General features: G+C 37.5%; 21 protein-coding genes. 11 read left to right on the top strand and 10 right to left on the bottom strand.

The annotated features are described in order from the left end of the window. Window positions 1-167 precede the first annotated feature (167 nt). The gene (locus ACFSQ0_RS09685; RefSeq protein ID WP_379047545.1) at window positions 168-593 is read left to right on the top strand and encodes a TerB family tellurite resistance protein; all 426 of its coding nucleotides are present in this window, start codon (window positions 168-170) and stop codon (window positions 591-593) included. A 15-nt stretch (window positions 594-608) separates the two neighbouring features. Here ACFSQ0_RS09685 and fbp read toward each other — a convergent pair whose 3' ends face one another. Continuing rightward, window positions 609-1,616 carry a class 1 fructose-bisphosphatase gene (fbp, locus tag ACFSQ0_RS09680; protein WP_379047542.1) on the bottom strand — a complete coding sequence of 336 codons (1,008 nt, stop codon included), beginning with the start codon at window positions 1,614-1,616 and terminating at the stop codon, window positions 609-611. Window positions 1,617-1,691: 75 nt separating this feature from the next. On the opposite strand from fbp, the gene ACFSQ0_RS09675 reads away from it, so the two are divergent. The 5 genes from ACFSQ0_RS09675 to ACFSQ0_RS09655 all read left to right on the top strand — a co-directional run bounded on the left by ACFSQ0_RS09675 (window position 1,692) and on the right by ACFSQ0_RS09655 (window position 6,392). Then, entirely contained in the window at window positions 1,692-2,168 is a 477-nt protein-coding gene (locus tag ACFSQ0_RS09675; protein ID WP_379047540.1) for a GNAT family N-acetyltransferase, read from the top strand. Next, entirely contained in the window at window positions 2,165-3,415 is a 1,251-nt protein-coding gene (locus tag ACFSQ0_RS09670; RefSeq protein ID WP_379047537.1) for an aspartate kinase, read from the top strand. The genes ACFSQ0_RS09675 and ACFSQ0_RS09670 overlap by 4 nt, the downstream gene beginning before the upstream one ends. 46 nt (window positions 3,416-3,461) lie before the next feature. Further along, on the top strand, window positions 3,462-5,282 hold the full coding sequence (locus ACFSQ0_RS09665; RefSeq protein ID WP_379047534.1) for a GNAT family N-acyltransferase: 1,821 nt from the start codon (window positions 3,462-3,464) through the stop codon (window positions 5,280-5,282). After that, window positions 5,269-5,646, top strand: a complete 378-nt coding sequence (locus ACFSQ0_RS09660; protein WP_379047531.1) for a PH domain-containing protein — start codon at window positions 5,269-5,271, stop codon at window positions 5,644-5,646. Before ACFSQ0_RS09665 ends, ACFSQ0_RS09660 begins: the two co-directional genes overlap by 14 nt. A 92-nt stretch (window positions 5,647-5,738) precedes the next feature. Continuing rightward, window positions 5,739-6,392 carry an SDR family oxidoreductase gene (locus tag ACFSQ0_RS09655; protein ID WP_379047529.1) on the top strand — a complete coding sequence of 218 codons (654 nt, stop codon included), beginning with the start codon at window positions 5,739-5,741 and terminating at the stop codon, window positions 6,390-6,392. A 53-nt stretch (window positions 6,393-6,445) separates the two neighbouring features. Here the strand turns inward: ACFSQ0_RS09655 and ACFSQ0_RS09650 are convergent, their stop codons facing one another. The 8 genes from ACFSQ0_RS09650 to metG all read right to left on the bottom strand — a co-directional run bounded on the left by ACFSQ0_RS09650 (window position 6,446) and on the right by metG (window position 14,798). Further along, window positions 6,446-6,901, bottom strand: a complete 456-nt coding sequence (locus ACFSQ0_RS09650; RefSeq protein WP_379047526.1) for a DUF1801 domain-containing protein — start codon at window positions 6,899-6,901, stop codon at window positions 6,446-6,448. A gap of 36 nt (window positions 6,902-6,937) precedes the next feature. After that, window positions 6,938-7,879: a 2-hydroxyacid dehydrogenase gene (locus tag ACFSQ0_RS09645; protein WP_379047523.1), complete on the bottom strand. Its 942-nt coding sequence runs from the start codon at window positions 7,877-7,879 to the stop codon at window positions 6,938-6,940. Window positions 7,880-7,881: 2 nt separating this feature from the next. Then, the gene (locus ACFSQ0_RS09640; protein ID WP_379047520.1) at window positions 7,882-8,280 is read right to left on the bottom strand and encodes an acyl-CoA thioesterase; all 399 of its coding nucleotides are present in this window, start codon (window positions 8,278-8,280) and stop codon (window positions 7,882-7,884) included. Between the two features lie 56 nt (window positions 8,281-8,336). After that, window positions 8,337-9,689, bottom strand: a complete 1,353-nt coding sequence (gene mgtE, locus ACFSQ0_RS09635; protein WP_379047517.1) for a magnesium transporter — start codon at window positions 9,687-9,689, stop codon at window positions 8,337-8,339. Beyond that, window positions 9,670-10,527 carry a 16S rRNA (adenine(1518)-N(6)/adenine(1519)-N(6))-dimethyltransferase RsmA gene (gene rsmA, locus ACFSQ0_RS09630; RefSeq protein ID WP_379047514.1) on the bottom strand — a complete coding sequence of 286 codons (858 nt, stop codon included), beginning with the start codon at window positions 10,525-10,527 and terminating at the stop codon, window positions 9,670-9,672. The genes mgtE and rsmA overlap by 20 nt, the downstream gene beginning before the upstream one ends. Further along, window positions 10,524-10,832 carry a DUF4286 family protein gene (locus ACFSQ0_RS09625; RefSeq protein WP_147861733.1) on the bottom strand — a complete coding sequence of 103 codons (309 nt, stop codon included), beginning with the start codon at window positions 10,830-10,832 and terminating at the stop codon, window positions 10,524-10,526. Before ACFSQ0_RS09625 ends, rsmA begins: the two co-directional genes overlap by 4 nt. Window positions 10,833-10,842: 10 nt before the next feature. Then, window positions 10,843-12,651: a tetratricopeptide repeat protein gene (locus ACFSQ0_RS09620; protein ID WP_379047511.1), complete on the bottom strand. Its 1,809-nt coding sequence runs from the start codon at window positions 12,649-12,651 to the stop codon at window positions 10,843-10,845. An 89-nt stretch (window positions 12,652-12,740) separates the two neighbouring features. Beyond that, window positions 12,741-14,798: a methionine--tRNA ligase gene (metG, locus tag ACFSQ0_RS09615; protein WP_379047508.1), complete on the bottom strand. Its 2,058-nt coding sequence runs from the start codon at window positions 14,796-14,798 to the stop codon at window positions 12,741-12,743. Between the two features lie 157 nt (window positions 14,799-14,955). On the opposite strand from metG, the gene ACFSQ0_RS09610 reads away from it, so the two are divergent. From ACFSQ0_RS09610 to ACFSQ0_RS09590, 5 genes are all read left to right on the top strand, one after another. Next, window positions 14,956-15,543 (top strand): hypothetical protein, encoded by a 588-nt coding sequence (locus tag ACFSQ0_RS09610; RefSeq protein WP_379047505.1) that lies wholly within the window; start codon window positions 14,956-14,958, stop codon window positions 15,541-15,543. A gap of 87 nt (window positions 15,544-15,630) precedes the next feature. Next, window positions 15,631-16,527, top strand: a complete 897-nt coding sequence (locus tag ACFSQ0_RS09605; protein ID WP_379047502.1) for a S66 peptidase family protein — start codon at window positions 15,631-15,633, stop codon at window positions 16,525-16,527. Between the two features lie 107 nt (window positions 16,528-16,634). Beyond that, a complete protein-coding gene (locus ACFSQ0_RS09600) occupies window positions 16,635-17,300 on the top strand; it encodes a succinate dehydrogenase cytochrome b subunit (protein ID WP_379047500.1) in 666 nt (221 codons plus the stop codon). Between the two features lies 1 nt (window position 17,301). Next, window positions 17,302-19,224: a fumarate reductase/succinate dehydrogenase flavoprotein subunit gene (locus tag ACFSQ0_RS09595; RefSeq protein ID WP_379047498.1), complete on the top strand. Its 1,923-nt coding sequence runs from the start codon at window positions 17,302-17,304 to the stop codon at window positions 19,222-19,224. Between the two features lie 5 nt (window positions 19,225-19,229). Next, on the top strand, window positions 19,230-19,973 hold the full coding sequence (locus ACFSQ0_RS09590; RefSeq protein ID WP_379047495.1) for a succinate dehydrogenase/fumarate reductase iron-sulfur subunit: 744 nt from the start codon (window positions 19,230-19,232) through the stop codon (window positions 19,971-19,973). Between the two features lie 37 nt (window positions 19,974-20,010). On the opposite strand, the gene ACFSQ0_RS09585 is transcribed toward ACFSQ0_RS09590, so the two are convergent. After that, on the bottom strand, window positions 20,011-21,918 hold the full coding sequence (locus ACFSQ0_RS09585) for a S9 family peptidase (protein ID WP_379047493.1): 1,908 nt from the start codon (window positions 21,916-21,918) through the stop codon (window positions 20,011-20,013). Window positions 21,919-21,923: the final 5 nt, after the last annotated feature.

Raw genomic sequence — 21,923 nt, 5'->3', positions numbered from 1 at the left:
GCTAAAAATATGAAGTGGCTTGACTATAAGATTGTACGGCTTTGACTTTGTTAAATTAATTAATTCCGTCAAGAAAAAAATGCCTAAGCCAACAAAAATAAGCTTGAATTGAGCATTAAAGTTATGGCGATATTATACTATATTTGTAGTCTAAATTGTAACAAACTATGTCATTTTCAGATTTATTCGATTCAGGTTCACATAGCAGAAACATTAGCCATTTTGCTTCTATTGTACGTTTAGCCGCTGTAGACGGTGAAATAAACGATGAAGAAAAAGCGGTTTTAAAGCGTTTGGCTAGAAAACTTGATGTAAACGAAGAAGAATATAAGCTTATCTTAAAAAACCCTGAAAACATCCCATTTACAGCACCTAATACCAAGGTTAAACGTTTAGAACGTTTGTACGATTTACTCACACTGGTTTTTGCTGATCACGAAATGGATGAACAGGAAGCTTTTATGATGAAACGCTATGGTATTGCCTTAGGTTTTTCTTCAGAAGACTCCAAAGCCATCATCAAGCGATCTATCGCTATTTTAGGCGGCAAGTTATCTTTTGATGACTACCTTTATCTATTAGAAAGAGAATAAAGTAGGACTCCTACTTTATTCTGCTTTTTGCATAAATTCTTCTGCTTTATTCACCATTTCTTCGCTTCCACAAAAGAAAGGTACTCTTTCGTGCAAACTCTCTGGCTGTATATCTAAGATTCGCGTAAAGCCATCACTTGCCTTGCCTCCTGCTTGTTCGGCTATAAAAGCCATAGGATTACACTCATATAGCAATCTTAATTTACCCTTTGTTGCCTTTTTACTTTTAGGGTAAATATAAATACCACCCTTAATCATATTCCGATGAAAATCTGAGACCAAAGAGCCTATGTAACGAGCAGTATAAGGCCTATCTCCTTCCTCTGCCTGGCAGTATTTTATATAATCTTTTACCCCTTGAGGAAACTGTGCATAATTCCCCTCATTCACCGAGTAAATATTTCCTGTTTTAGGAAAACGCATATTAGGATGCGACAAATAATAAGTACCTATAGCCGGATTTAAAGTAAAGCCATTTACCCCGTGCCCCGTGGTGTACACAAGCATTGTAGAGGTACCATAAACAATGTATCCTGCAGCTACTTGTTGATTACCTGGTTGTAAAAAATCTTCTTTCGTTACCGGTTGTCCCATTGGGGTCACCCTGCGGTACACAGAAAATATGGTTCCTACAGATACGTTCACATCAATATTTGAACTTCCGTCAAGCGGATCCATTAACAACACATATTTATTATTGTTGTCTTTATTCTGTCCTTGAATGGTAATAAAATCATCGTTTTCTTCAGAAGCAATACCACAAACTATCTCCCTATTGGTAATGGTTTGTATAAATTTTTCGTTGGCATAAACATCTAGTTTTTGCTGTTGCTCACCCTGGATATTGGTTTCACCCGCCGCCCCAGTAATGTCTACCAGACCCGCTTTATTCACCTCGTGATTAACTACCTTTGCCGCTAGACGAATTGCATTTATTAATCGAGATAATTCTCCCGATGAGTACTTGAACTCAGCCTGGTTTTCAATTATGAACTCCCCCAGGGTTTGGTTTTTTCTTACCATTTTGTTGACTTTATGTCGCAAAAATAGAAAAAAGACTTTGTAATCGCTATTTTTGTGTAAATCAAAATAAAAACTATGGAAACAAGCATAAGAAGAGCAACCAAAGAAGATATGGGAAGTGTACTGCGATTAATCAATGAATTAGCGGCTCACGAAAAGAAACCAAATGCAGTAATTTTGACCGAAGAGCAATTAAAGAAGGATGGTTTTGGCGATCAAAAAATGTTTACCTGTTTTTTAGCTGAGGCGGATGACCAAGTGGTTGGCATGGCTTTAGTTTACTATAGATACTCTACCTGGAAAGGAAAAACCGTACATCTAGAAGATCTTATTGTAAATGAAAATTATCGTGGTAAAGGTATTGGTATGCTGCTGTATAAACAAGTGATGCGTTTTGCTCTAGACCAAGGTGTAAAACGAGTAGAATGGGTAGTGGGCGATTACAATACCAATGCGCTTGAATTTTACAAAAGTACAGGAGCTAGCATAATGACCGAATGGAATACCGTGCAGTTTGACGAAAAATCTATAAAAAACTTCTTAGCCAAATGATCATATTTAAGTTTGGCGGCGCCTCTGTAAAAGAGGCGGCTGGCGTCAAGAATATGGTTGAAATACTCAAAAAAACCGGCACCAAGGATAAACTGATTGTGGTTTCGGCAATGGGTAAAACTACTAATGCTTTAGAATTGGTAATCCAAAACTATTTTGAGTTCAATAAAATCGATTTAACTGAGGTTAAAAATTTTCATGCTCAGATTGCTCAGAATTTGTTTGCCAATACAAACCACCCAATTTTTGCTACCTTAAACCAATATTGGAAAGAGTTAACGAGTTTCCTTGAGGAAAATTCATCTCAAGATTACGATTTTGTTTATGATCAAGTTATTGGTTTTGGTGAGTTAATAAGTACAGCCATAATAAGCGCTTACCTTAATTCAGAAGAAATAAAAAACAATTGGATAGACGCACGAAAACTTATTAAAACCGATACTACCTATCGCGACGCTCAGGTGAATTGGGAAATCACACAAAAAAATATCAACCATCACATCAAACCCAACGAGTTATTTATAACTCAGGGGTTTATCGCATCGACTACCAATAATTGTACTACCACCTTGGGCCGAGAAGGAAGTGATTATTCTGCTGCCATTTTTGCTTATTGCCTAAATGCTAAAGAGGTAAGTATTTGGAAAGATGTTAGCGGTGTTTACAATGCAGATCCTCGTATTTTTAAAGACAGCATACAATTAAACCAAATCAATTACAACGAAGCTATAGAGTTAGCTTTTTACGGGGCTTCTGTGATACACCCTAAAACTATCCAGCCGCTTCAAAGAAAAGAGATTCCTTTAGTGGTGCGCTCATTTTATGATTTAACTTTACCAGGAACAAAGGTTAGTAACGGTCCTAAAATTGTACCTCAAGTACCATGTTTTATTGTAAAAGATGATCTCATATTACTATCCATTGCCACCAAAGACTTTTCATTCTTTGTAGAGCAAAATATGAGTGAGGTCTTTGCTCTGTTTCATGCTTTTCAAACCAAGGTAGATCTTATTCAAAATTCAGCCATAAGCTTTTCTGTAGTTATAGATAACAAATTCAAAAAATTTGATTTATTAATCGAAAATTTACAAAAACGATTCAGGGTAAGTTTTAATAAAGGTGTTAAATTATATACCTTGCGCCACGCTACGCCAGAGGCAATAAAAGCAACCGAAAAAGATAAGGTGGTTCTTCTAAAACAAGTGACGCGAGAAACGGCACAATTGGTTGTTCACGAAAATTTATAACTTAGCAAGTGATTATTCATTTATATTTGCTTTAAACTTATAGCACATGGGATTTGTTACCGCAAAAGAAGTTGCCAATGGCCTTAATCTAAAAAGATTTGGCGTTTTAGGTACAGCTATAGGGGCTGGGGTAATGAAAATTACCAAAATAAATAAGCTAAATAAAATTTACGACGATCGTTCGCATCTCGACGGGTTTGACTTTTTAGATTCTAGCCTAAAACATCTAGAAATCGATTTTGAAATTCCTGAAAAGGATTTAAAAAGAATCCCAAAAACAGGTCCGTTTATAAGCATTTCAAATCACCCACTTGGCGGTATAGATGGTATGATTTTGCTACATACCTTTATACAAAAGCGAGACGACTATAAGGTTATTGCTAATTTTTTATTGCATCGATTAAAGCCTTTAAAATCTTACATTATGCCTGTAAATCCTTTTGAAACGCGCAAAGACATCAAATCAAGTCTTAGCGGTTTAAAGGAAGCCATACAGCATTTAAAAGACGGTAACTGTCTAGGTATTTTTCCCGCTGGTGAGGTAAGCACTCAAAAAGAAGAAAACTCTATAGTAGACAGAGAATGGCTACCAGAGGCAATGAAATTAATTCAGAAATCTGGTGTACCTGTAGTTCCTGTTTATTTTCATGCCAAAAACAGTGCAAGTTTTTACCGCCTATCTAAATTAAACGATAGCCTTAGAACAGCAAAATTACCAGGTGAAATGCTGAGTCAAAAACACCGAAAAATAAAAGTTCGCATTGGCAACCCTATTAGTGTAGAACAACAACAAGCCTACCCTAACCTAGAAGATTTCACCCTCTTTTTGCGCAAGAAAACCTACATGCTTTCCAGTGCGTTTGATGACAAAAGGAGTTTATTAAAAAACATCCCTAAACAAATAAAATTTCCTGCCCGAGCTCCCAAAGCAATCGCTAAAGAAACCTCAGAGGTGTTAATGCAAAAAGAAATTAACTTTTGCCAAGAAAACGAAAAGCGTTTGCTAATTAGTAAAAATTATGAAGTATTTCTTGCCGAAAGAAAAGACATTCCCAATATCGTAAAAGAAATTGGACGCTTACGCGAAATCACATTTAGAGCCATTGGCGAAGGCACAAATAAATCTACAGATTTAGATGAGTTTGACGACTATTACCATCATCTTTTCTTGTATGACAACGAAACCCATAAAATTGTAGGCGCTTATAGAATGGGTTTTGGTGCTCAAATTTTCCCTAAGCATGGAATAAATGGCTTTTATCTGCAGCAACTTTTTCGCTTTGAGCCAGAACTACATAAAATGATGAGCGAATCTATAGAGATGGGCCGCGCTTTTATCGTCAAAGAGTACCAACAAAAACCTATGCCGCTTTTCTTACTTTGGAAAGGAATAGTGCACTGTACATTAAGATTCCCCGAACACAAATACTTAATTGGTGGCGTAAGTATCAGTAATAAATTTTCGGACTTCTCAAAATCGATGATGATTGAGTTTATGAAATCACACTATTATGATCCCTATGTGGCTCAATATATTCGACCTAAGAAGGAGTATAAAGTGAAATTAAAAGACGCCGACAAAGACTTTGTTTTTGATGCCAGTCAAGCTGATTTAAACAAGTTTGACAAGCTAATTGATGAACTCGAACCCGATAGTTTACGTATGCCGGTACTCATAAAAAAATACATCAAACAGAATGCACGTGTTGCCGCTTTTAACGTTGATCCTTTATTCAATAATTCGGTAGATGGGCTGATGTACATTCGTATTGCCGATTTACCAGAGAGCACCGTAAAACCAGTGATGGAAGAATTGCAACTAGAACTTGAACAAAAAATAAATAAAGATCAAAATGAGCCTATTTAATAAATTGCTTGGCAATGCCAGTGAGATAGATACCAATACTCTAACAGCAAAATACCAACAATTACTAGTTGGCAATGAAGTGGTTGAACTAGGCTTCAAACTTGTGCGTGACACTTTTATATTTACAGATAAGCGCTTAATTTTAATAGATATTCAAGGTTTAACCGGTAGCAAAAGAGAATATTTAAGTATCCCCTACAAAAGCATCTCTCGGTTTTCGATTGAAACTGCGGGTACTTTCGATTTGGATGCAGAACTCAAAATCTGGATTTCCAGCGAGCAACAAGCTTCTATTAGTAAGCAATTCAACAAGAAAATAGATATTTATAAGGTGCAGCAGTTTTTGGCAAGCAAAGTTTTTTAACATGCTTTAGCTTCTTTGTTAAAGCCTTGTTATTTAAATAAATATTAATATAATTACGTGCGTTTCTTGCTACATTTAAATAAAAAAAAGAAATGAAACAAGAAAAAGTTTTAGTGGCAGGAGCTAACGGAAAAACAGGCAGAGAGATTGTTGCTTTATTAAAAAATCATCAAGATTATTCGCCCATTGCATTAATAAGAAAGCAAGAACAACAAGCATTTTTTGATGGTATGCAGGTGGAAACCCGTTTAGGAGATTTAGAAGGCGATCTAGAACCAGCCGTACAAGAAATAGATCGGGTTATTTTTGCAGCCGGTTCTGGAAGCAAAACAGGAAAAGATAAGACAACAGCAGTAGATCAAAATGGCGCCATAAATCTTATCGACAGAGCTAAAGCCGCGGGAGTAAGAAAGTTCGTGATGTTAAGCTCTATGGGTGCCGATAATCCAGAACAAAACAAAGAGCTAGAACATTATCTTAAAGCAAAGCAAAAGGCTGATGAGCATCTACAAGCTAGCTTCTTAGAATATACCATTGTAAGACCAGGAGCACTTACCGATGCTGAGAAAACCAATAAAATTAAGGCGGAAAAAAAATTAAACCAATACGGCGAAATTTCACGAAAAGACGTGGCGCAAGTTTTAGTAGACAGCTTGCCTCCTAATATGCTAAAAAACAAAACCTTTGAAATTCTAAACGGAGAATTAGCGACTCCATTAGCCTTAGAACAAGTTGATTACGCTTAAAAAAAGCATTAAGTTTAATATTATTGTAAAAGCAGTCTTAAACCGGTCTGCTTTTACTTTTTTATATTTTCTTCGTATAGAGTTATCCATTCATTCACTGTCATTTTTTGCGTCAACTCAGCAATTAAACCAAATGGAATCTGCTTTAGGTTTTTAAATCGTATGCAACTTTTACCCATATCTAGTTTAGTTTTTACATACTTGCCATACTCCCCAACAAACCAATCTTTTAAAGATTCTTTTGCATAGATCCCAGAATGATAGAGGTTGATGGAGTTTTTTTGTGAAGCGAAACTTAGAAAAGGAAGCGGTTCTTTTGGGTTACAATGGTAACCATCTGGATAAATGCTGTGCGGCACATAATATCCTATCATACCATATTGCATACCTTCCTCAAAGCCCTTTGGTAAATTATCATTAATTACCTGCCGAAGTTTTTTTAAGGCTTCTTGCCTCTCTTCAGGGGCTTTTTTTATATAAGCCTCTGGTGTTTCTGCCTTAGTGCCCATAATTACCTATTATAAATTTTTATCGTAATTCTTTTGTTAAAAATTGGCTATTATTTTATTCGCTATAACTTGTGCCAGTTTAAGCTTGCTTTCTAGTGTCCAGCCTGCGATATGCGGACTCAATAAAACTTGATCTGCTCGGATAAGGTATTGAAAAGCTTCGGGCAGCTGTTCCTCTTCATTGAAAAAATTTTCGAAAGAAGATTTTTCATATTCCAATACATCTAAGCCTGCTCCTAGAATTTTTCCCGATTTTAAGGCCTCGACTAAATCTTCTGTAACTACAGATTTACCCCTTGCGGTGTTTATCAACCAAAACGGATTTTGAAATTTCTGAATAAATGCAGCATCAACCATATTTTTTGTACTAGCGGTTAACGGGGTGTGCAAACTTAGAACCTGAGCTTTACTTTGCAATTCCTCTAAACTAACCTCAGCCGCAAAATCGTCTGATAAACCAGATTGGATATCGTGAAAAATCACCTCACAATCAAAACCGCTTAGCTTTTTAGCGAAAGCCTTTCCCATGTTTCCGTAACCAATTATGCCCACTGTTTTCCCTTCTAACTCGATTCCTCTATTAGCTTCTCGTTTCCATATTCCTTGCCGCACTTGAGCGTCTACTCTATTTAAATGATTGAATAAGCTCAACAACATACCTAACGCGTGCTCTCCCACCGCGTTTCGATTTCCTTCAGGTGCCGAAAACAATTTAATACCTTTCTTTTCAGCGTAAGCTACATCTATATTTTCTAGGCCTGCTCCTAATCTTCCTATAAATTTTAAATTTTTAGCTTTTTCTAAAAATGCTTTATCTAGACTGAATCTGCTACGAATAATAATTCCATCATATTGTGCAATACTTTCTTGAATACTTTGCTTTGGCGAATCATAATCTTCATGATTTATAAAACCATGGGCTTTTAATTCTTTAATCAATAAAGGGTGGTTGCGGTCTAAGTGTAAAACTTTATACATAATTAATCAAAAAAAGGTTGAGTTATACTTTCTATTATGCGTTGTGGCTTTTGTTTCTTTAAATCTATAAGGCACCAAAGGGTTTTGGCTTGGGCCAATAAAACCATATCTTTTTTAGCATAAATTTCTGTGCGTCTTTCACTTTTTACACCCTCATAATTGGCGATCCAAGTTTTCAGGTAAATCTCCTCTCCTAAGAAGGCAGGTTTTTTATATTCTATATAATGATTAAGCACTACCCAACCGTAATGTTCTTGAATATGCCTGGGTGCCGTAGCCTTCCAATGTTTTTCACCAACATCTTGCACCCATTGAAGATAGGCCACATTATTTACATGGTTCAAATTGTCTATCACATCACTTTTTACAAGTAAAGTATCAAAAAATGGAATAGGTTTCATAATATCGATTCGCTTAAATAATTTTTAGAGCAGTATTTAATCCGTAAAGGAAATATTTAAAAGCCTAATATAAGTTTAGCAATACTAAAGTAAATTAAAATACCACAGATGTCATTGCTTGTAGTTATAAAAGGACCGGTTGCCATGGCTGGATCTATACCTTGTTTTTCTAAGATAATGGGGACAAAGGTACCTATTAAAGAAGCTGTAATAATCACCGAAACCAGAGAGACACCCACTGTGAGTCCGAACTCAAAATTTAAACCAAGTAGTAGCATTCCGCCACCAATTAGTAAAATGGCTAAAACTGCACCATTTAATAAACTTAAACCAATCTCTTTTAATAGCCTGTTCAACAATGAACCTCTTAGACTATTATTGGCCAAGCCTTGCAAAACAATGGCAGATGATTGTACTCCCACGTTACCTGCCATAGCGGCAATTAAGGGCACAAAAAAGAATAACTCTCCATGCTTTTCCATGGCGCTATCAAAAGTACCTAAAACTTCTACACTTATAAATCCGCCTGCCAAGGCCAAAATAAGCCAGGGCAGGCGAGCGCGGGTGAGCTGCCAAATGCTACTGCTAGACTCTACATCTTCAGAGATACCAGCCGCCATTTGGTAATCCCGTTCGGCTTCTTCTTTAATAAAATCAACCATATCATCAATGGTGATGCGACCTACTAGTTTTCCCATTTCATTTACCACAGGTATAGCTTCTAAGTCATATTTTTGCATAATTCTAGCCACTTCATCACCAGGGGTATGCACACTAACAAAATCTACCTTATCAATATAAACATCACTTATCTGGGCGTCACTAGGTGCGGTTAAAAGATCTTTTAAAGAAAGCCTACCTTTTAAACGATCTTTGTTATCAACCACATAGATGGAGTGTACTCGGGTTACATACTCGGCCTGTTCTCGCATTTCGCTCATACAGCCTGTAACACTCCAGTTTTCGTTTACTTTTACTAACTCTTTGGCCATGAGTCCTCCGGCAGAGTCTTCATCATAGCGTAAAAGCTCTACAATATTATCGGCGTGTTCTTCGTCTTGGATATGACCAATAACCTCCTCTTTTAGGTTTTGGTCCAGTTCGGCTACAATATCTGCAGCGTCATCGGTATCCATTTCTTCCAGCTCGCCAGCAATTTCTTCTGCCGTAAGATTATTTAGAATTTTTTCTCGATCGTCTTCATCGAGTTCCATTAAAACTTCGGCTGTTTTATCAGTATTAAGAATTTTAATCACATAAGTAGCGTCATCTAGATCTAACTCTTCTAGTATCTCTGCGATATCCGCGTGATGAAGCTCTTCTAGATACAAGCGCAGCTCGGCGCTGTTTTGCGCCTGCACCCACTCTTCTATCTTTGCGATTAATTCTTTACTGATTTGAAACTGCATCTATAGCTATTTTTTGCGTTAATTCTATAAACTCTGTATAATGTAATTGCTCTGGTCTTTTATTAAAGATAGCTTCTTCACGTAAAGTATCTGACAACTGAAAGTTTTTTAGGCTGTTACGCAAGGTTTTTCTTCTCTGTTGAAAGGCTTGCTTTACCACTTTGAACAATAAACTTTCACTAACTGGTAATTCTTGATTTTCTTTTCGACTCATATGCATGACGCCGCTATCTACTTTGGGTGGCGGATTAAATACACCTGGAGGCACGGTAAACAAGTATTGCGTTTCATAAAACACTTGTGTTAAAACCGATAAAATACCATACACCTTGCTACCGGGTTTTGCACAAATGCGTTGTGCAACTTCTTTCTGAAACATACCTGAAAATTCGGGTACAAATTGGCGTTGCTCTAATACCTTAAAAACGATTTGGGTAGATATGTTATAGGGGAAATTGCCTGTTATGCCCATTTCCTTGCCCTGATTCAAGGTGGCTAAATCGGCTTTTAAAAAGTCTTGCTCGCTAACGCTAAAATTTTTTAGAGGTAAATTGGGGTGATTTAAGCCAAAGCCTGCTTCTAAGTAAGCAATAGACTCCCGGTCAATTTCTAATGCTAACACTTTTAAGTTGCGCTCTAGCAAATGTTTGGTTAGAACCCCTGTTCCTGGTCCAATCTCTACAACTAGATCATAATTTGCAGCTTCAAGCGTTTGAGCAATCTTTAGGGCTGTTTCTTCACTTTTGAGAAAGTGTTGTCCCAAATGTTTTTTGGCTTTTACCCCCGCGTGTTGCGCACGTGATTGCCCTTTTTTTCTATTTGGCTGCTTTTTTTTCATTGTTCATCGATTATGTGAAGCTCAGTGGTAAAGTACACAAATTTATCTTTAAATAGCATTGGGGTTTCGCCAAGCGGATTTTTGTTTTTAGCACGAAATGATTCTAGTTTTGTTTTGTTTGGTACAGTATACTGAATTGAGTAGGTATAACCCCCCATCTCTTCTTCTACTAAAACTCTAGTCATTACCGCTTTAGAGAACGTGTCTAAGCTCAGCATTCGCGGCATATAAGTATGCTTAACCCAGTCTACCCAGGCTTCTTGAATATCTTCTTGTATATTAACGGTAATATTGAATATAAACATGGTTGTAAATTTATTTAATCAAATCGCCTCTTAGTTTTCTGTATTTTTGTCTGGCCTCGTTAAAGTAAATACTATCTTCATGCTCAAACAACAACTTTTCATAATAGGCTTTTGCTTTATTTTTATCTTTTAGCTTCAACTCATAAATTCTTGCTAGCGCATAAAGGCTTTCATCTATATAAATACTCTTCTCCGTTAGGTTTAGGATACTTTTATACGTGGCTACGGCCTTTTCATATTTTGACAAATCCTCTAACAGGCTGGCTTTTTTAAATAGCGCATCATCTTCTATCTCTTCACCCACGTGCTCTTGCAAAATGTTTACTAAAAGTGCTAAGGCTTCATTTGGTTTTTCTTGAAAAGCTAATAAATCGGCTTTAGCGAAACGCTTTAAAGCTGTAAAAGTGGTGTCTAATACTGCATTGCTATTAGTGTTAATCAAAACACTTAATTGCAATGCATCATTGGCAATAAACTTTGAAGTAGCTGTTTTTAAAACGTTTAGTTGCCTACTGGCCCATTCAAAATCACCTTGATAAAAACTGGTTTTAGCAATTTTAAATGTAGCTTCTTCTGCCAAAGCACTATTGGGTAAGTCAAGCTGTACTTGTGAATAATAAATCAAGGCTTGGTTAAATTTATCGGTTTTTACAGCCACATCACCTAAACGCATTTTTACTTGTCCAGCCGCAAATTTGTCTAAATTTAATTGATTCAAGTTATCTAATTTCGCTTTAGCTTCTGCATAAGCTTTTGTTTTCAATAAAAAGTCCGCGTAAAGCAAATGAATATCCAACCAATCTTGTAGCGGAAGACTTTTATACTTTTCAAACACTTGATTAAAGAGCTGCGCTGTGACCTCAGGTTGTGCGCGATTCATACTAAGATCTAGTTTTAAATATTCTGCTTGTAATATGCGGTAAATTTGATCTTCTTGCGCTATAACATAATTTAATATTTCTTGCGAGGTGGCATAGGCTGAATCTTTGGCTTGCTGAGCCAGGTTTAAAAAGCCTTGAATATTATCTTTTTGACTACGCAAATAGAGCGCTTTTTCTTGCGCAAAGGCTTTTTGAAAATCATTTTGTTGCACATAAAGCCAGCTTAACAACTCGTTAAAAACCAGGATAGGTTTTTCTTGGTTTTTTGCTAGTATAGCCTGTTGTAGTTTTTTGTTGGCAGGGTTGTTGGCGTCTTCACTAATAAAATCTGAAAAGTTGCGCTTAACAGCAAACAAATAGTTGGGTTGATCTACGAGCAAATCTAGGTAGCTGCTAAACATTTTATCTAGATTTCCCTTCTCTCCATAAATTCTTGCCAACTCTATAGTAAACGAGCTGTTTGCCCGTTGTTTTAGGGCCTCCTCATAGGTTTTTATAGCCCAATCTAGTAAAGCATATTGTTGAAACATTCTGCCAACGCTATAAGCATAACCTTGATTTTTTGAAACGCTTTCAATTGCCGATTGAAAGGCTTCTTGCGCCGCTTCAGTATTACCTTGCAATTGATAATTGTGCCCGAGACTAACCAATAAATTAGGATAAATTACCTTTGGTTTGTTTTGCTGTAACAACAAGTCTTCTGCCAGCTTATACTTTTCTAGTTCTTGATAAGTAGCTACTAATTTTTGAACGCTGCGCAGGTCTCTGCTGTTTTGGGCCACAAGCTTTTCAAAAACCGCTTGGGCTTTTTCAAATTCACCTTGATCAAAATAGTTTTCGCCCAATTGGTAAGATTGAGACCAAAGGGTAAAACCAAATAAAAATGCTATTATACTTGAAAATAGGCGCATACTGCTAAAATAGAAAATTGCCTGCAACTACGTTGTATATTTAGCAGTTTTTGTAGCGAATTATAACAAGCCCCAAGATTACAACAAACGGGGCCTGTTTAAAATCTTAGATTACGCTACGCAATAGTGCTACCGTTGTTAACTTGAGCCTCATCTGGATTTACAAAAACCAATTCGCCCTGTGCGTTTTCGGTCATTAAAATCATTCCCTCGCTCAGCGTACCGCGTAATTTTCTAGGCGCTAGATTTACCAAAACCGTTACTTGTTTTCCTACTACCTCTTCTGGCGAGAAATGTTCTGCAATACCAGAAACAATGGTGCGGGTATCAAGACCAGTGTCTACCTTTAAAACCAATAGCTTTTTAGTTTTTGGCATTTTCTCTGCGCTCACAATGGTTCCCACTCGTAGATCTATTTTTGTGAAATCTTCAAAGGTAGCCGTTTCTTTTTGCTCCTCTACACTTTTTTGCTCGGCTTGGTTCATTCTTTTGGTATTCTCTAATTTCTCTAATTGTTTAGCTATGGCGTCGTCTTCAATTTTCTCAAATAAAAGACTAGCTTTACCAATAACATGTTGGGGCGCTAGTAACGCTTCCGCGGAAGCGATTTGCGGCCAAGAAATATTCTTTTTTAAATTTAAAATGGTCGAGAGCTTTTTGGCGGTAAATGGTAAAAATGGCTGACAAATACTAGAAAGGGCTGCAGCGACCTGCAATGCTACATACATTACCGTTTTTGTTCTAGCCTCATCGGTTTTAATGGTTTTCCAAGGTTCTTCATCTGCCAGATATTTATTTCCTAAACGAGCCACATTCATCATTTCGGCTTGAGCTTCTCTAAATCTATATTTCTCTATAGAGCTCGCAATAACGGCAGGATAAGCGCGTAACTCGGCCAGTATATTTTCATCGGTTTCATTTAGTTGCCCAGGCTGAGGCACCTCTGCATCATAATACTTATGGGTTAACACCACTACCCGGTTGATGAAATTACCTAAAATAGCTACCAATTCACTGTTATTGCGCTGCTGAAAATCTTTCCAAGTAAAATCGTTATCCTTGGTTTCTGGCGCATTAGCTGTGAGCACATAGCGCAAAACATCTTCTTTACCCGGAAAATCTTCTAGGTATTCATGCAACCACACTGCCCAATTTTTAGAGGTAGAAAGCTTGTTGCCTTCTAGGTTTAAAAATTCATTGGCAGGAACGTTATCGGGAAGTATGTAACTTCCTTCGGCTTTAAGCATGCTTGGAAATATAATACAGTGAAAAACAATATTGTCTTTTCCTATAAAATGAACCAGCTTGGTATCTTGATCTTTCCAGTAAGGCTCCCAGTCTTTGTTTTCTCTGGCCGCCCATTCTTTTGTAGCCGAAATGTAACCAATAGGAGCATCAAACCATACATACAGTACTTTTCCTTCTCCTCCGGCAACGGGAACAGGAATTCCCCAATCTAAATCTCGGGTAACCGCTCTTGGTCGAAGACCATCGTCTATCCAAGACTTACACTGCCCATAAACATTGGGTTTCCAGTCTTTTTTATGACTATCTAGAATCCATTCTTTTAGCCAAGGCTCGTATTGATCTAGTGGTAAAAACCAATGTTTGGTTTCTTTAAGCACGGGAACATTACCAGTAATGGCCGATTTAGGGTTGATTAAATCGGTTGCGTTGTGTGAGGTTCCGCATTTCTCACACTGGTCGCCATAACTTTCTTCGTTTCCACATTTAGGGCAGGTTCCTATGACAAAACGATCGGCTAAAAATTGTTGCGCTTCATCATCATACAACTGTTGGGTAACTTCCTCGATAAACTTTCCTTCTTTATAAAGTTTTTCAAAAAAAGCAGCGGCGGTTTCGTGATGTATTTTGGACGAGGTACGAGAGTAATTATCGAATGCAATTCCAAAATCTTGAAAAGATTTTCTTATGATGCCATCGTATTTATCGACCACGTCTTGCGGACTTACGCCTTCTTTTTTGGCTTTTATGGTAATGGGCACACCGTGTTCATCGCTACCACAAACAAACACCACGTCTTCACCCTGCATTTTGAGGTAACGCGCATAAATATCTGCGGGAACATAAACGCCAGCCAAATGACCTATGTGAATAGGACCGTTGGTGTAGGGCAAAGCTGCGGTAATGGTATATCTTTTTGGTGTGCTCATAGTCTACTTAAATTTAGCTGCAAAGGTACATAAAGCGAATTGTATTCTAAATTACATTGTTTATAAAATAAAAAAAACTATGAAGAATATTTTAAAAAGTATATGTTTATGCGAATAAGTTATATATTTACGCCATTAATAATAACTTAATAGAATTATGAAAAAAATTAATTTTTTACTGTTAATTTTCTGCGTTAGCTTTGGTCTAATTTCGTGTAGTAGCGATGATGACGGGGCTTCTACTAGCGACCGTATGATTGTTGACGGCACCTCTTACGAATTAGAAAGTGCCGTTATTTCAAATTATGGTAGCTTTGATGGGGTAAGTAATTTTGACCTCTCACTTGTGTCTTCAGATCTAATTAAAATTGCTGGTGAATACTTTCCTGAACAAGAAAAAGTATCTGGGCTTTATTTTGAGCTGTACACCGAAATTGCAGACCAGCTGCCTTTGGGCACCTACACCTACAATGATAACGAAACGGCGGGTACCTTCTCTGCTTATTCAATGTTATTAATCAACACTTACTGGGCCAATGAAGATGATGCTGAATATATAGGTTCTTTAGCCTCAGGAACTATTGAAGTTTTAAAAAACGGACCAACTGAATATGAGTTCACTTTTGACGTGACCACTACAGATGGTAAAAAAGTTACCGGGTATTTTAAAGATAATGATGTTTACCTAGAGGATGATTCTTGGGATAGACCTTCGGCAGAAAAACAAAAAGGATTTTTCAACTAGATTTCATTATTACGTTGCTATACACAATCCCTTAGCTTGTAAGGTTGAGGGATTTTTTTATCTTACAACTCCAATTAATTTTATATTATGAAGATTCCTAAGGCTTTAAAAAAAGGAGACCGCGTTGCCATAATTGCTACTGCTAGAAAAGTTAATCCAAAAGACTTAAATCCCGCTTTACGTTTATTAGAATCTTGGGAGCTCATTCCGGTTTTAGGCAGCAGTATCGGGTTATCAAGTCACCAATTTGCTGGTACAGATGAGCAACGTGCTCAAGATCTTCAAAAACAACTTAACGATCCAAAAGTACGAGCTATCTGGTGTGCCAAAGGCGGTTATGGTACTGTACGTCTTTTAGATTTAGTAGATTTTACAGCTTTTCAACAAGATCCTAAATGGCTGATAGGTTATAGCGATATAACTGCATTACATAGCCATTTAAATAAACTTAAGGTTGCGAGCCTTCACGCTCAAATTTGTCTTGGCATAGAAACAAAAACACCAAACACACAAGCCTCTTTAAAGCAATTGCTTTTCGCAAAAAATTGGTGCTACACATTTAATGGTCATAGCCAGAATAAACCAGGTACGGCAAAGGGCATTTTGGTAGGCGGTAATCTTTCGGTTTTGTTTTCGCTAATAGGCAGTCGCAGCGACTTAGATTTACAGCATAAGATTTTGTTTATCGAGGACTTAGATGAGTATTTGTACCATATTGACAGGATGCTACAAAATTTAAAACGCAACGGGTGGTTCAACAAAATTAGTGGCCTCATTGTAGGAGGTATGAGCGATATGAATGACAATACAATTCCTTTTGGTCAAAATGCTTTAGAAATTATTCAAGAAGCCGTAGCCCCTTATGATTTTCCTGTGGCTTACAATTTTCCCGCAGGGCACCTTGAAGAAAATCAAGCTATAGCTTTAGGTAAAAAAGTGCAACTCGATGTTTCACGTCACCAAAGTGAACTAAAATACATTTAAAACAATAGGGAAAAATTGATAATTATCAAGCTTTAGCCATTGTATATAGAAAAGCTGGGGAATAATCAATTGAAAACTGTATTTTAGAAACTTCTAATTGTCTCAGTATGCTTGGGTTTTCCTCTACCATCTCTAGAAAATACTTAATGGCCATTACTGGTCTTTTTCTTTGTCTATTTCTGGTAATTCATTTACTAGGAAATTTTCAGCTTTTGCTTCCTGAAGATGAAGCTCAATTACAATATAATGCATACAGTGCCTTTTTATCGGGAAATATCCTGGTTAAAATAATCGCTTACGTACTTTACATCAGTATCATACTGCATAGCATCGACGCTATTTATCTTAGTTTTAAATCCCGAAAAAGTAAAAAGACTAGGTACCGTTATGATGCTCGTAAAAGAGCCAGTAAGTGGTATTCAAGGCAAATGATGCTTTTAGGAGTAATATTATTTGCTTTTTTAGTCATTCATTTTTATGACTTTTGGTATCCGTTTAAATTTGGTGAACTGCCGCTTGACCAACAGGGCAACAAAGATTTGTACCAATTGGTTATAGCATCCTTTCAGAACATAGGCTATGTAGCTTGGTATAGCGTGGCTATTCTAGCCTTGTTTTTTCACCTTTTGCATGGTTTCTTTAGCGCTTTTCGCAGCCTAGGGCTTTACCATCCTTATTATGCGCAAATAATAAAGCTAATTGGAGTAATTTTTTCTTTACTGATGTGTATAGGGTATCTAGGCATACCGATTTATATTTTTATCTCTCGTTGATATGGCAAAATTTATAGCAGCAAAAATACCGGAAGGACCATTGGAAAAAAAATGGCAAAACTATAAAGATCAAGCCAAATTGGTGAGTCCAAACAACCGAAAGAAATTAGAGGTTATTGTAATAGGCACAGGGCTTTCAGGCGCTTCAGCCGCAGCTTCTTTAGCCGAAATGGGTTATCAAGTTAAAAGCTTTTGTTTTCAAGATTCTCCTCGTAGGGCGCACTCTGTTGCCGCTCAAGGCGGAGTAAATGCCATGAAAAATTATAAAAATGATGGAGATAGCGTACAACGTATGTTTTTTGACACCCTAAAAGGAGGGGACTTTAGAGCACGAGAGGCCAACACCTATAGAATGGCACAATGCTCTGCAGCGCTTATCGATCAAGCAGTAGCACAGGGAGTTCCTTTTGCTCGGGAGTATAGCGGTTATCTAAGTAACCGGTCTTTTGGTGGTGTGCAAGTATCGCGTACCTTCTATGCTCGAGGACAAACAGGTCAGCAACTGCTTTTAGGCGCCTATCAAGCTTTGCTTAGACAACAAGCAAAAGGAAAAGTGAAAATCTTTAATCGGCACGAAATGTTAGAGCTGGTTTGTAAAAACAATACAGCAAAAGGTATAATCACTAGAAATTTAGTTTCGGGTAAGATCGAAAGACATGCGGCTCACGCTGTGGTTATTGCCAGTGGCGGTTTTGGGAAAATATATTATTTATCCACTTTGGCTATGGGTTGCAATGCATCGGCTATTTGGCGTGCCCATAAGAAAGGTGCGCTAATGGCAAATCCTAGTTGGACTCAATTTCACCCCACCAGTTTACCTCAAAGCGGAAGCTACCAGTCTAAACTTACCTTGATGTCGGAGTCCTTGCGCAATGATGGCCGAATTTGGGTTCCTAAAAATAAAAAAGACGCCCGAAATCCTAATGAAATTCCTGAATCGGATAGAGATTATTACCTAGAACGCAAGTATCCTTCTTACGGTAACTTGGCTCCGCGTGATATTGCCTCAAGAGCCGCTAAAGAACAAATAGATAATGGGTTTGGGGTTGGTGAATTAAAAAATGCCGTTTACTTAGATTTCGCCAAAGCGATTAAAGATTTAGGTAAAACCACCATTCAAAAACGCTACGGTAATTTATTTGATATGTATGAAAAAATTACAGGGATAAATGCTTTTAAAGAACCTATGAAAATATCTCCTTCTGCTCATTTTTCTATGGGCGGTCTTTGGGTAGATTATGATTTACAAACAAGCATTGCTGGGTTGTTTGCCATAGGAGAAGCCAATTTTTCAGACCACGGTGCAAATCGTTTAGGAGCCAATTCGTTATTACAAGCTTGTGTAGATGGTTACTATATTTTACCCTACACATTACAAAATTATCTCGCTACACAAATTGATAAGCCTAAACCAGCTGCGCATAACCAAGCGTTTGTCGATGCTGAAGAGCGGGTAAAAAAGCAGCTTCAAACTTACCTCAACACCAACGGCACTAAAACACCAGATGAGTACCACAAAGAACTTGGTAAATTGCTGTATGATTATTGCGGATTGTCTCGATCTCGCAAGGGCTTAACTAACGTTATAAAAGAAATACAGAGGCTTCGAGAAGAATTTAAAACCAATCTTCTTGTTCTTGGTGATACCAATCAAATTAACAGTGAGTTGGAAAAAGCGGGCCGTGTAGCAGACTATTTTGAGCTCGCCGAATTAATGTGCTTAGACGCGCTTAATAGAGAAGAGTCTTGCGGGGCTCATTTTAGAGAAGAATACCAGAGCGACGAAGGTGAGGCGGTAAGAAATGACAATGATTATGCCTATACTGCTGCTTGGGAATGGACAGGAAATCCTAGCCAACCCGAATTGCATAAAGAAAAATTAGTGTTCAAAAACGTGTCTTTAAGTACACGGTCTTACAAATAATGCCTATGAAACTTCAATTGAAAATATGGCGACAAAAAAATTCTGATGATCTCGGAAAGTTCAACACTTATGAGCTCAAAGATTTAAATCCTGCGATGTCTTTTTTAGAAATGTTAGACACGCTAAACTTACAATTAATAAAAAACAAAGAAGAACCCGTAGAATTTGATCACGATTGCCGCGAAGGTATTTGCGGTCAATGTGGTGTAATGATTAATGGTATAGCCCACGGTGAACCAAAGAATATTACTACTTGCCAGTTACATTTGCGAGAATTTAAAGACGGTGATACTATCGTTATTGAACCTTTTAGGGCCAAGGCCTTCCCTGTTTTAAAAGACCTTAAAGTTGACCGTAGTGCTTTTGACACCCTTATTGCGTCTGGCGGATATATTGGCGTTGAAACAGGGCAAGCGCCAGAAGCAAATACCACTCCAATACCTCAAGAATTAGCAGAGCAGGCTTTTGATGCGGCCGCTTGTATTGGCTGTGGCGCTTGCGTGGCCACTTGCAAAAATGAAAGTGCAGCACTATTTGTTGGCGCCAAAATTAGCCACTTGGCTTCTTTACCCCAAGGAAAAGCAGAGCGAGAAAAAAGAGTGTTAAATATGGTGAACCGAATGGATGATCTTGAATTTGGTCATTGCACCAATACAGGAGCTTGTCAAGTAGAATGCCCTCAAGATATCAGCGTACTGCACATAGCGAAGATGAATTATGAATATTTAAGAGCCAAATTAAAAAAGTAAATTAAAAAAAGCTGCTCTTCCGAGCAGCTTTTGAATTTTATAAGGTCTCCTTTAACCAATTGAAAAATTCGTGTTGCCAAACCAATGCGTTTTGCGGATTTAGCACCCAATGATTTTCTTCTGGTAGATACAATAATTTACTCTTTACCCCCAACAATTGCGCCGCTTGGTAGGCGCTTAATCCTTGTTCAATGGGCACACGGTAATCTTTTCCTCCTTGAATAATAAAAATGGGGGTATTCCAATTTTTAACGTGAGTAATTGGGTTAAAATCGTGATAAGCGCGCTGCGCATCCTTATTTTCAGTTTCCCAGTAAGCGCCACCAAAATCGTGATTTACAAAAAATAGCTCTTCTGTAGTACCGTACATACTTCGGGTATCAAAAACACCATCGTGGGCAATAAAAGTCTTATACTTATTCTCGTGCATTCCAGCCAAATAAAAGACAGAATAACCCCCAAAACTAGCTCCTACTGCCGCTATTCGCTCTTCATCTATATAGGGTTCTTTTGCCAAAACATCTGTAGCACTTATATAATCATTGATAACTTGTCCGCCCCAATCTTTACTGATGTCTTCATTCCATTTAACACCATGCCCAGGCATTCCTCTACGATTAGGCGCGATTACTACATAACCTTGAGACGCCATTAGTTGAAAATTCCATCGAAACGAATAGAATTGTGAGAGCGGAGATTGGGGGCCGCCTTGAGCATAAAGCAACGCAGGATATTTCTTGTTTTCATCAAAATTAGGCGGTAAAATTACCCACACCAACATTTTTTTACCATCAGAAGCGGTCACATAGCGTTTTTGAATTTCGGGCATAGCAATTTGAGCATACACCTCATCGTTGATATGAGTCAACTGCTCAAAAGATTCCTTTTTCAAATCAAAAGCAAAAATCTCAGCGGCGTGATTCATATCTGTCCTCGTCACGTAAAGCTTATTATCTTTTTCTAAAATAATACTTTTTATATCAAAAATTCCTGAAGTTAATTGCGTCACCACCGGCATCTTTCTCTTTTTACCAGGAAAATCAACCTCGAATAACTGTATGGTTCCACCAATGGGTGCAGTAAAATAAATTCTTTTTCCATCGTTTGCCCATTTATAGCTTGCCACAGTACCATCCCACTGGGCGGTTAAGTTTTGCTTTACGCCATTTGACAGTACAATCAAGTCATTTTTATCGGCTTCATAGCCGTCTTTTTTCATTTGCAAATAAGCCAAATCTCCATTTTTTGAAAATTGAGGCTGGGTATCGTATCCTTTATTATCTTGAGTGATATTTACCGTTTCTTTGGTCTCAATAGAATACCTATAAATAGCTGTATTAGTGCTTTGCGCATAACTTTTACCCTTTAGTTTTTTGCTTACATAGTAAATATACTTTCCCTCTGGACCCCAGATATAATCTTCGGCGCCACCAAAAGGCTTTTGAGGTGAGTGGTAAGGTTCTTCTGCCATTATATCTATGCCATTAGCATCGCTATAGCCCTTAACTTTATAAAACACGTGATTAAAACTACCGTCTGACCAGGTGTCCCAGTGCCTAATATCTAAATCCGTGTAAACGTAAGCATTAGCTTTGGGTAGCTCCTCATATTTGTCTTTTGCCTTTATTTTTTCAATCGCTACGGGTTGATGAAAAAGCTCGTACTTACCATCAGGTGAGATTTTCTTCCCGATTAACTCTGCTCTATTTTCACTGATGCGTATAGGGTTTTTTCCGTCAAGCGGAATTTTATAATACTCCGAATCAAAGTTGTCATTTTCAATATTAGGTATGCTCAACTTGTAATAAATGTAGTTTTGGGCTTGATCTACCCCTATTACACTCAAACGCTTTAAACTCCATAAAGTTTCTGGGGTCATTTTTTCCTGACTCATCACAAGGTTTCCACTAATCATTAGGCTTAAAAAAATTAAAATTTTCTTCATAATCA

Origin of the sequence: Mesonia sediminis (assembly GCF_042684705.1) — a bacterium.
GTDB classification, from domain to species: Bacteria; Bacteroidota; Bacteroidia; order Flavobacteriales; family Flavobacteriaceae; genus Mesonia; species Mesonia sediminis.
This window is presented reverse-complemented; position numbering and strand designations above follow the sequence as displayed.